At 71.5% G+C, this 9,719-nt stretch carries 14 protein-coding genes; 3 read left to right on the top strand and 11 right to left on the bottom strand.

Going from position 1 to position 9,719, the window contains the following annotated elements; all coding sequences use genetic code 11:
* Positions 1 to 595: NAD(P)/FAD-dependent oxidoreductase (locus AC156L_RS38495; RefSeq protein WP_484407745.1), on the top strand; the 595-nt coding region annotated here is incomplete at its 5' end.
* Here AC156L_RS38495 and AC156L_RS38490 read toward each other — a convergent pair.
* The 7 genes from AC156L_RS38490 to AC156L_RS38460 form a co-directional block, all read right to left on the bottom strand.
* The gene (locus AC156L_RS38490; RefSeq protein ID WP_330878256.1) at positions 592 to 1,416 is read right to left on the bottom strand and encodes a hypothetical protein; all 825 of its coding nucleotides are present in this window, start codon (positions 1,414 to 1,416) and stop codon (positions 592 to 594) included. The two genes, AC156L_RS38495 and AC156L_RS38490, sit on opposite strands and share 4 nt — an antisense overlap.
* 23 nt (positions 1,417 to 1,439) lie before the next feature.
* Positions 1,440 to 2,366 (bottom strand): phosphotransferase enzyme family protein, encoded by a 927-nt coding sequence (locus AC156L_RS38485; protein ID WP_330878257.1) that lies wholly within the window; start codon positions 2,364 to 2,366, stop codon positions 1,440 to 1,442.
* Between the two features lie 141 nt (positions 2,367 to 2,507).
* On the bottom strand, positions 2,508 to 2,936 hold the full coding sequence (locus AC156L_RS38480) for a L,D-transpeptidase (RefSeq protein ID WP_330878258.1): 429 nt from the start codon (positions 2,934 to 2,936) through the stop codon (positions 2,508 to 2,510).
* 96 nt (positions 2,937 to 3,032) lie between these two features.
* Positions 3,033 to 3,620, bottom strand: a complete 588-nt coding sequence (locus AC156L_RS38475) for a L,D-transpeptidase (RefSeq protein WP_330878259.1) — start codon at positions 3,618 to 3,620, stop codon at positions 3,033 to 3,035.
* 87 nt (positions 3,621 to 3,707) lie between these two features.
* On the bottom strand, positions 3,708 to 4,211 hold the full coding sequence (locus tag AC156L_RS38470; RefSeq protein WP_330878260.1) for a L,D-transpeptidase: 504 nt from the start codon (positions 4,209 to 4,211) through the stop codon (positions 3,708 to 3,710).
* Between the two features lie 109 nt (positions 4,212 to 4,320).
* A complete protein-coding gene (locus AC156L_RS38465) occupies positions 4,321 to 5,085 on the bottom strand; it encodes a S1 family peptidase (protein WP_330878261.1) in 765 nt (254 codons plus the stop codon).
* 140 nt (positions 5,086 to 5,225) lie between these two features.
* A complete protein-coding gene (locus AC156L_RS38460; RefSeq protein WP_330878262.1) occupies positions 5,226 to 5,981 on the bottom strand; it encodes a nuclear transport factor 2 family protein in 756 nt (251 codons plus the stop codon).
* Positions 5,982 to 6,085: 104 nt separating this feature from the next.
* On the opposite strand from AC156L_RS38460, the gene AC156L_RS38455 reads away from it, so the two are divergent.
* Positions 6,086 to 6,949: a helix-turn-helix domain-containing protein gene (locus AC156L_RS38455; protein WP_330878263.1), complete on the top strand. Its 864-nt coding sequence runs from the start codon at positions 6,086 to 6,088 to the stop codon at positions 6,947 to 6,949.
* A 3-nt stretch (positions 6,950 to 6,952) separates the two neighbouring features.
* Positions 6,953 to 7,087 (top strand): hypothetical protein, encoded by a 135-nt coding sequence (locus tag AC156L_RS38450; RefSeq protein ID WP_484407743.1) that lies wholly within the window; start codon positions 6,953 to 6,955, stop codon positions 7,085 to 7,087.
* On the opposite strand, the gene glpX is transcribed toward AC156L_RS38450, so the two are convergent.
* The 4 genes from glpX to xseA form a co-directional block, all read right to left on the bottom strand.
* The gene (gene glpX, locus AC156L_RS38445) at positions 7,084 to 8,142 is read right to left on the bottom strand and encodes a class II fructose-bisphosphatase (protein WP_330878265.1); all 1,059 of its coding nucleotides are present in this window, start codon (positions 8,140 to 8,142) and stop codon (positions 7,084 to 7,086) included. The genes AC156L_RS38450 and glpX overlap by 4 nt on opposite strands.
* 72 nt (positions 8,143 to 8,214) lie before the next feature.
* Positions 8,215 to 8,433, bottom strand: a complete 219-nt coding sequence (locus tag AC156L_RS38440; protein ID WP_330878266.1) for an exodeoxyribonuclease VII small subunit — start codon at positions 8,431 to 8,433, stop codon at positions 8,215 to 8,217.
* On the bottom strand, positions 8,430 to 8,861 hold the full coding sequence (locus AC156L_RS38435) for a sugar ABC transporter substrate-binding protein (RefSeq protein ID WP_330878267.1): 432 nt from the start codon (positions 8,859 to 8,861) through the stop codon (positions 8,430 to 8,432). Before AC156L_RS38435 ends, AC156L_RS38440 begins: the two co-directional genes overlap by 4 nt.
* Positions 8,842 to 9,719: exodeoxyribonuclease VII large subunit (gene xseA / locus AC156L_RS38430; protein ID WP_484407742.1), on the bottom strand; the 878-nt coding region annotated here is incomplete at its 5' end. The genes AC156L_RS38435 and xseA, both read right to left, overlap by 20 nt.

Raw genomic sequence — 9,719 nt, 5'->3', positions numbered from 1 at the left:
ACCCGCCGCGGCGATGTTCAGCGGCGCAGGCCTCGTCTACTTCGTCCCGCGCCTCGCCGACCTGGCCGGCCACCACGTGCTGATCGTGGGCGGCGGCGACTCGGCGTTCGACTGGGCGCTCGCGCTGCACCCGATCGCCGCCAGCGTCACGCTGGTGCACCGCAGGGCGAACTTCCGCGCGCACCCGCCGACCGTGCGGGCGGTGCGGGAGCTGGGCGTGGAGATCATCACCGACGCCGAGGTGACGGAGCTGCGCGGTGCGCCGGAGCTGGCCGAGGTGGAGGTCAAGGTCAAGTCCGGCGACGTGAAGGTGCTGCCCGCGCAGGCCGTCGTGGCGGCGCTGGGCTTCACGGCCGACCTCGGGCCCATCGAGTCGTGGGGGCTGGAGCTGGACCACCGGGCGGTGTCGGTCGACACGACGATGCGGACCCGGCGCGAGCTGGTGTACGCGGCGGGCGACGTGGCGGCGTATCCGGGGAAGGTGAAGCTGATCGCCACCGGGTTCGGCGAGGCCGCGACCGCGGTGAACAACATCGCGGTCGCGCTGAACCCGGCGGCGCACCTGTTCCCGGGGCATTCGAGCAACGAGGGCTAGGGCCGCGGCAGGGCCGGGAAGACGAGTTCGGCCACCTGGCGGGCCCGGTCGCACGTGCCGTCGTCGGCTTCGCCGGTGACGCTGATCGCCTGGACGGCGGCCGACTCGGGGCCGCTGTTCAGGTGGACCGTGCAGAACAGGCTGATCTTGTTCACGGTCGCCCGCCTGCCCGCGACGGTCTCCTCGTCGCCGACGACGGCCTGCTTCAGGTCGAACTTGAGCGCGACGTCGCCGTGCAGGCAGTTGTGGCCGGTGGCGCTGGGCTTCTTCTGCCTGCCCGCGCCGATGACCGCCTCGACCTCGGGGGTCGAGAGGAGCGCGCACGGGTCGAGCCTGCCGAAGGAGTTGTCGGCGAACTGGCGGCGGCCGACCTTGTTCTCGTTGATGACGCCGAGCGCGGACTCCACGGCCTCCATCGCCTTCGCGCAGTTCGCGTCGGCGTCGGACTCGCCCGTGACCATGAAGCTCAGCCGGATGTCGTCGCTGAAGGTGAGCAGCCTGGTGCAGGACTGCTGGGCGTTGAACGTGGAACCCTGCACCCGCATCCCGTCCGGCAGCGCCGAACCGTGGTACTCGACCGGGTGGAGGTCCTTGTTCTCACCGGATTCGACGGGACCGACGGCCATGATCCTCACGCCGTCCACGACCCGGCAGCGCTCGAACGCCGGGTCACCGGTCCCGCCGACGATGCTGCAGTAGTCGATCGTCTTCAGGTCGCCCAGCGCGTCGGTCGCCGTCAGCGGGCCTTCGCGGGTGGACGACGTGCACGCGGTCAGCGCCAGGGCGGCGCACAGGAGCGTGGCGGAGGTTCGTTTCGACACGGGGGAGTGCATACCACGGCGGGTCAGCGCAGGAGCGCGACGGTGCGGTCCAGCGTCGCGGCCCACGTGCCGCGGAACTGGGGGACGTGGCGCTCCTGGACGATCCACGTCGTGAGTTGCAGGCGGCGCAGCAGGATCAGGTCGTCGAGGGCTTCCTCGTGCTCCAGCGGGCTGACCGCGCGGTAGCCCTCCAGGAGCGGGGCGCGCAGGGTCGGGTCGTCGAGCTCGCTGATGGTGGCGGCCAGGTCGTAGAGGTGGTGGCCGTAACCGCAGTCGTCGAAGTCGATGGCGCGGACCTCTCCGCGGTGGAACAGGAAGTTCTCCTGGTGCAGGTCCGCGTGGATCAGGCCGTGGGCGGCGTTGCCGAGGTCGGCCAGGGTGGTCGTGATGCGGGTGATGGCCCGCTCGAAGAGGACGCCCGCCTCGGGGGAGTGCAGGTCCGCCGCCAGTTGGGCGGTGTGGTCGGGCAGGGTGTCCACGCGGTTGCGCGCCAACGGCGGCATGGTCTTGCCGTGCCGCTGGAGGTGGGCGGTGAACTCGCCGACCTTGCGGACGTCGGTGGCGCTGAGCGACTTGCCGTGGAACCTGCCCTCGACCCACCGGTAGAGGACGCAGGTGCGCCTGCCGGGGACGTCCGGGGTGGTCGCGGTCGTCACGTGCTCGCCGGTGCGGGTCGGGACCGGTACCGGGACGCCGAGGGTGGTGTCCGCCGCCAGCGCGGTCAGCCAGGTGGTCTCCGCCTCGGCGAACTCGGGTGTCGTGGTGCGGAGGCGGAGCACGTGGTCGTGGTCGACGCGGAAGTTGGTGTTCCAGCCGTTCGGCAACAGGGTGAGCGTCGTCGCCGGGACGTCGTACTCGGCCAGGGCCAGACGGGCCAACCGCTTGAGGCGGCGGGTCCGGCCCGCCTGGTCGAGGACGGCGAAGGCCACCGGTCGGTGCCCGCGCGCCACGTGGTCGTCCAGGGGAACTCCTCGGCAGCGGTGCGATCGGCCTTCCGATTGTCCCCCGTCCGCGGCCTCGGTGAGCGGGGAACGACGTGGTCGGGCGGGCCGCCCTCGCGGACGGCCCGCCCGTGCCGGTCCGGTCGAGCGCTACGGCACGACCTGGACCTGCTCACCGATCAGCAGGTTGTCGAAGAAGACGACGGCCGCCTCGTTCGACAGGTGGACGCAGCCGTGCGACGGGTCGGTCAGGCTGCCCTCGTGGAAGGCGATGCCGTCCGACGTGAAGTACGTCGAGTACGGCATCGGCGCGTTGTAGGGGATGCTCCAGTCGTTCCGCACCTTGCGCAGAACGGGGAACGTGCCGGTCGGCGTCTCGTAGCCGGGCTTGCCGTGCGTGACGGGGACCGGGCCGTAGCTGACGGAACCGTGGTAGACGAGCCAGGCTTCGTTGGTGGACAGTCGTAGACAAGCACCCTCTGCGATGGAGCAGGGGGAGTCGGAAGCTGCCGCCTGCGCGGGGATCGCGGAGCCGACAACCATGGCCAGTGCTGCGATTGCTGTGCCGAGAACCTTCATCTCGAATCACCCCTCATCCCGTTGGGTACCCACGGGGTGGATCATCCAACCACCCGGTTCGGGGCGCCCGTCGAGGATGTGGTAGGGCGGTGGTGATCAGGGGGCGACCTGGACCTGCTGTCCTGACTGGAGGAAGTCGAAGTACGTCGCGGCCGCTTCCTGGGACAGGTGGACGCAGCCGTGCGACGGATCGGTGAGGCTGCCCTCGTGGAAGGCGATGCCGTAGCTGGTGAAGTACACCGAGTACGGCATGGGCGCGTTGTTGTACGGGCGGCTGACCTCGTGCCGGACCTTGTGCAGCACCGGGAAGTAGCCGGTGGGCGTCTCGTAGCCGGGACGGCCCGACGTGATCGGGACGGGGCCGTAGGTCACCGCGCCGTTGCTGATGAGCCACGTCTGCTGCGTGGACAGCTCGACGCAGGCGCCGTTGGTGATGTCGCACGGCGTGCCCGCGACCTGGACGGGCGGGGGCGGCGGCGCGGGCTGCGGGGGCGGAGGGGCCTCCGACGACGTGGACGGCGCGGGCGGCGGGACCTCGGTGGAGGACGGGGGAGCGCCGGGTTCGGACGACGCCGGAGCGGAGGCCGAGACCTCGGAGGGCGGTGCCGCCGCCTCGGTCCGCTCACCGGAAGCGCACCCGGCGGTGACGAGCAACGCCGTTGCCAGTACGAGAAGAACGCGCATCTCCGGACCCCCTGATCGTCGTGTCAGGAGGTGAGACGCCTGCCACCCGATCATGGTTGCCCGCGGGCGGTAACGAATGGGGGACGCCTAGGCGACGACTTGGACCGCCGCTCCCGGCTGGAGGAAGTCGAAGAAGGTCGCCGCCGCCTCCTCGGCCAGGTGCACGCAGCCGTGCGACGACGCCGGGGCGAGGTCCCCCTGGTGGAAGGCGATGCCGTCGTCGCGGAAGTACACGGTGTACGGCATGGGGGTGTTGCCGAACGCCAGGCTCACGTCGTGGCGGACCTTGTGCAGCACCTGGAAGTCACCGGTCGGCGTCTCGTAGCCCGCCATGCCGAACGCGGACGGCACCGGGCCGTAGGCGATGGCGCCACCGGAGATCAGCCAACTCTCCGACGTGGACAGGCGCACGCACGCGCCGTCGGTGATGGTGCACGGGTTGAGCGGCACCCGCGGCGGAGCCGGCTGCGGCGGGGGAGCCGCCTCCGTGGTCGTCGTCGTGCTCGTGGTGACCGCGGACGGTGCGAAGGGGGCCTGCTGGCCGCACGCCGAGGCCAGCAAAGCCGTTGCCAGTACGAGAAGAACGCGCATCCACCACTCCTGGTTAGCTCTGTGGTGGGAAGACGAGTGGCCCACGACAGAGGTTGACCGCCTCCGGGTATCCCCGAAGGCGGTCAACCATGCGCGTCAGGCCGAAGTGCTAGACGGCACCCGCGTACCCGCTGATCCAGGAGCGGAACACGGGGACGTCGACGTAGATCGACGGAGCGGTCGCGCACGTGGCACCGCCGCCGCTGCGGCTGGTGGCGCCGATGAGCTCCCACACGCCGCCGACGGACTTGATCTCCGGGCCGCCCGAGTCGCCGTAGCAGGCGCCCTTGTTGCCACCGGTGTTGTTCGTGCAGATCTCGGTGGACGCGCTGATGCCCGAGCACCGGCTGTCAGCCACGATCGACGTGTCGAGCTGCTGGAGCGTGACCGGAGCCGCGCCGCAGCCACCCGACGACGGACAGGTCTGGCCCCAGCCGATGATGCGGGTGGCCGTGCCGACCGCACCCGACGAGGTCGAGATCTTGGCGGGCGTCTGGGTGACCGACGTCGACAGCTGGACGAGCGCCAGGTCGGCGCTCGGGTGCAGGACGATCCGGCTCGCGGAGGCCAGGGTGCCGCCGCTGGTCCGGTTGGTCGTGCCGATGCGTGCGCGCGTCGAGGCCGGGGTGCGGCCCTGGACGCAGTGCTTGGCCGTGACGACCCAGTTGGCCTTGATCAGCGAACCGCCGCAGAAGTGACCGCCCGAGGTGCTCTGCAGGGACACCATGAACGAGTACACCTGGGTGGCGTTGCCGCCGCCGACGATCATCGGCGTGACGCCGTCGGTCTCGGGTTGAGCTGTCGCGGCGCCCATGGAGGCGAAAGCCATGCCCAGAGCCACGGCTACCGCGGTGAACAGGGAACGTGCCCTCATCGTTTCCGTTCCTTCCCGTCTCCGGCGCAGGGGTTGCCGGGGACGAAACGGAAACTAGGGACATGTCTCACGTGGTCACCACCCCCACACGGCCTGTGATTGCCCCTTAACTGTTCACAACCCGTTCGATGACAACGGTGTCAGAACAGGCCGTTGTCGTGCGGGAGCGAGGCCGGGACGGGTGCGACGACGTCCCAGTGCTCGACGATCCTGCCGTCGGCGACGCGGAACAGGTCCCAGTAGGCGACCGGCTCGCCGAACTCGCCCTCCGACTGGAGCAGCACGAGGTCGCCCTCGGCCACGACCCGGTGCACCGCCTTGTAGCGCAGGTCCTTCCCCTGCTCGGCCCACTTCGCCGCTGCGGCGCCGAAACCGGCGAGGCCGTCGCCCGCCTCCGGGTTGTGCTGGTCGTAGCGCTCGGTGGAGATGTAGTCGGTGAGCACGGAGTAGTCGGCGTCCACGAGGACCCGCTGCGCGAACTCGGTGACGAGGGCGCGGTTGCGCTCGGTCCGGTCGAGGTCGGAAGGCGCGGTCGGGCCGTCGGTCTGGGAACGCCCGCTCACGGTCGCCGCGACCACGGGGGTCAGGCCGTCCCAGTGCTCGGCCAGCTTGCCGTCCTCGACGCGGAAGAGGTCGAACGCGACCAGCGGGACGGGGCCGAAGCCGTGGTAGGTGCCGTGCAGGGCCACCAGGTCGCCGTCGGCGATCACCCGTGCGCCCTCGTAGCGGAAGTCGGCGGGGAGGGAGGCGACCAGTGCGCGCAGCGCCTCGGGACCGTCGGCGGCGAGCGAGCTGTGCTGCCGGTAGGTCGGGGAGACCCAGCGGTCCACCGCGGTGGGGTCCTTGTCGCCGAACAGCGCGCCCGCCGCCTGGAGAACCAGTTCCTTGTTGCTCACGAGAGGTGTCCGTTCCGTCGAGGGCGGCGGACCCGGTGCCCGCTCGCCGCCCCACGAGAATCGTCCGAACCGGGCGTGACCACGAGGTAGGATCCCGTCCCACCATGGTCGAAAGTGGACAGGTCGCCGAGTTCGGCTTCAGCAACCCCGACCTGCCGCGGCTCGGCGTCGAGGTGGTCGACTTCGCGGCTCTCGTGGCCAGGTTGCCCGCTCAAACGCTGGTCACCGTGCACCGAGCGGACTTCCACCAGCTGTTCCTGGTGACCGGCGGGTCGGGTACCGCGATGGTCGATTTCGTCGACCGCCCGTGCTCGGCGGGCACGCTCCTGCACGTGGCGCCCGGCCGGGTGCTGCGGCTGCCGTCGGCCGGTCTGGACGCGACGGTGGTGCTGTTCACCGAGGAGTTCCCGCCCCGGCTCGACGGGGCGGGCGCACTGCTCGGGTCGTTCGGGCCCGCCACCCGGACCGTGCCGCTCGACGAGCTGACCGCGGCGGTGGACGAGCTGGCCGTCGAGTACCGCCGAGCCGTTCGGGAGCCGGAGGCCGTCACCGTCGACCTGCTTCGGCACCTGCTCGCGGCCGTGCTGCTGCGCGTCGCCCGGCTGGCCCCGGCCGACGGACCCGGCCACAGCGCGACCTTCCAGCGGTTCCGGCACGAGCTGGAGCGGTCGTTCGCCGAGACGCGCAACGCGGCCGACTACGCCGCCCGCGTCGGGTACTCGTTGCGCAGCCTCAACCGCGTCTGCCAGACCGCGACCGGCCGCACCGCCAAGGCGCTCGTCGACGCGCGCGTCGCGTTGGAGGCCAAGCGGTTGCTGGCGCACACCGACCTGCCGGTGGCGGCGGTCGGCCACCGGCTCGGCTTCACCGAGCCGACCAACTTCGGCAAGTTCTTCACCCGCGAGACGGGGACCACCCCCGGCGCTTTCCGCGCCGCGGAACGGACCTGGACGCGTCCCGGCGGTTGACCGTTGGACGCGGCGATCGCCCGGCCGCGGTCGAAGGTCGGCGAAGCGGTGGTCCCGGTCGTCGTCGGCGACGCGGCCACCGCCACCGCGCCGGGCGAGCACGCCCTCGTCCACCCGGTCCGCGACACGGTCTCCTAGGGGAGCGGCGGGATCAGCTGCCCGGCCTCCGCCTCGGCCAGGCGGTCGAAGTCGACCGACGAGTACTCGCGCAGCTTCGTCAGCCGGTGGAAGCCGTCGATCATCCGCACGGTGCCGGACTTCGAGCGCATCACGATGGACTGCGTGGTGCAGCCGCCGGAGCGGTAGTGCACACCGCGCAGCAGGTCGCCGCTCGTGACGCCGGTGGCGCAGAAGAAGACGTTGTCGCCGCGCACGAGTTCCCGCGTCGTCAGCACGCGGTCCAGGTCGTGGCCCGCGTCGATCGCCTTCTGGCGCTCCTCGTCGTCCTTGGGCCACAGCTTCGCCTGGATCTCGCCGCCGATGCACTTCAGCGCGGCCGCCGCGATGATGCCCTCCGGCGTGCCGCCGATGCCGACGAGCAGGTCCACGCCGGTGTCCGGGCGGGCCGCGGAGATCGCGCCCGCCACGTCGCCGTCGGAGATGAAGTGGATGCGGGCACCGGCTTCGCGGACCTCGTGCACCAGGTGCTCGTGGCGCGGGCGGTCGAGGATGCAGACCGTCACGTCGGTCACGTCGATGTGCTTCGCCTTGGCCACGCGGCGGATGTTCTCGGCGATGGGGGCGGTGATGTCGATGACGTCCGCCGCCTCCGGGCCCACGGCGAGCTTCTCCATGTAGAAGACGGCCGACGGGTCGAACATCGCGCCGCGCTCGGCCACCGCCAGCACGGCCAGGGCGTTCGGCATGCCCTTCGCCATCAGCGTGGTGCCGTCGATCGGGTCCACGGCCACGTCGCAGTCCGGGCCGTCGCCGTTGCCGACCTCCTCGCCGTTGTAGAGCATGGGCGCTTCGTCCTTCTCGCCCTCGCCGATCACGACGACGCCGCGCATCGAGACGGTGTGGATCAGCTTGCGCATGGCGTCCACGGCCGCGCCGTCGCCGCCGTTCTTGTCGCCCCGGCCGACCCACCTGCCCGCGGCCATGGCGGCGGCCTCGGTGACCCGGACCAATTCCAGCGCCAGGTTGCGGTCAGGCGCTTCGCGGCGGCGTTCGGAAGGGTTCGAGCTCACCATTGTGCTCCTCCTGGGATGATCGGCCGGTAGACCAATCCTCGCACGGAGCACCCCGTGACCAGGGTCCCAATGTCAGCCCTCGACGTCCTCCTCGACGACCGCCAGCGCGGCGTCGATGCGTTCCTTGGCGCCGTCCAGGTGCCTCTCGCACGTCTTCGCCAGGGCCTCGCCGCGTTCCCACAGCGCGATGGAGTCCTCCAGCGACAGGCCGCCCGCTTCGAGCTTGCGGACCACCTCCACCAGCTCGTCTCGCGCGGCCTCGTAGCCGAGTGCGGTCTCGGTGGAACTCACTGGGCCACACTCCCCAATCTGCTCTGCACGTGCGCCACGACCGTGGCGACGGCTTGGTCGTACCCGACGAACGCCTCCGCGAACTCGGCGCCGTCGCCGTCCCGCACCGCGTCGTCGATGCGCCCCTCGGCCGCGACGACGCGCCTGCGGTGCACCGAGCCGTGGCTCAGCCACCAGCGGGTGCCCGCGTACTGCGAGGTCGCCAGGGACAGGTGGTGCAGTTCGTTGATCAACGTCTGGCGACCGGACGTGCACCCCGCGACGAGCGCGGTCCAGCAGTCCGCCGCGGCGGCGTTGGCCGTCCTCGCGCGGTGCTGGACGGCCTGCGCGCTGTCACGGGCCAGCGGGTCGGCTGTGTCGTCCGCCGCCGACCCGGCCGCGGCCATCGTCAACGGGAGGAACGTGGGTTCACGCGCCGGGTTGGGCACCACTGCCTCCGTCCTCGCTCACGACCGCGTGCACGGCCCCGTCCGCCACGCGCACGCGCAGCCGCGTCCCGGCCGGGGCCTCGTCGATCGACCTCAGCACGCCGTCGACACCGTCGGGTGTGACGCGTTGCACTACCGCGTATCCGCGCGCAAGCGTGGCTGCCGGTCCGAGGGTCGTCAAGCGCGCTCTTGTGGAGGCGAGACCGTTCTGCTCGGTCGACAGTCGGGCGAGCACCGCGCGGCGGCCCCGTTCCCGGAGTCGGTCGATGTCCTCCCGGCGCCGCTCCAGCGGGCCGTGCGGGTCGGAAAGCGCAGGTCGGGAGCGCAGCGACCGGAGCAGCTCGCGCTCGCGGCCCACCCAGCCGTGCAACGCCCGGCGGGCGCGGTCTCGCATTTGGCGTACGCGCTCTGCTTCTTCCGCCACATCCGGAACCACCCGTTTGCCCGCATCGGTGGGCGTGGAGCAGCGGACGTCCGCGACGTGGTCGACGAGCGGGCTGTCCGGTTCGTGCCCGATCGCCGACATGACGGGCGTGCGGCACGACGCCACGGCCCGGCACAGCGCCTCGTCGGAGAACGGCAGCAGGTCTTCGGTGGAGCCGCCGCCCCGGGCGAGCACGATCACGTCGATCGTGTCGTCGGCGTCGAGCAGGCGCAGCGCGTTGATCATCTCCGGCACGGCGGTGGCGCCCTGCACGGCGACGTTGATCACCCGGAAGTCGATGGCCGGCCAGCGGCGGCGGGCGTTGGTGAGCACGTCGCGCTCGGCGGCGCTGGCCCGGCCGGTGACCAGCCCGATGCGCTTGGGCAGGAACGGCGGGCGGCGCTTACGGCTCGGGTCGAACAGCCCTTCGGCGG

The sequence above is a fragment of the Umezawaea sp. genome (assembly GCF_057122925.1).
Note: the sequence above shows the minus strand (reverse complement) of the source record. Positions and strands in the feature narration are given on the sequence as shown.

What these genes read in the sequence shown, in the direction of transcription:
- AC156L_RS38470 (WP_330878260.1), bottom strand. Translation starts at nt 4,211, where the DNA reads ATGCGCGTTCTTCTCGTACTGGCAACGGCTTTGCTGGCCTCGGCGTGC.
- AC156L_RS38465 (WP_330878261.1), bottom strand. Translation starts at nt 5,085, where the DNA reads ATGAGGGCACGTTCCCTGTTCACCGCGGTAGCCGTGGCTCTGGGCATG.
- AC156L_RS38480 (WP_330878258.1), bottom strand. Translation starts at nt 2,936, where the DNA reads ATGAAGGTTCTCGGCACAGCAATCGCAGCACTGGCCATGGTTGTCGGC.
- AC156L_RS38455 (WP_330878263.1), top strand. Translation starts at nt 6,086, where the DNA reads ATGGTCGAAAGTGGACAGGTCGCCGAGTTCGGCTTCAGCAACCCCGAC.
- AC156L_RS38475 (WP_330878259.1), bottom strand. Translation starts at nt 3,620, where the DNA reads ATGCGCGTTCTTCTCGTACTGGCAACGGCGTTGCTCGTCACCGCCGGG.
- glpX (WP_330878265.1), bottom strand. Translation starts at nt 8,142, where the DNA reads ATGGTGAGCTCGAACCCTTCCGAACGCCGCCGCGAAGCGCCTGACCGC.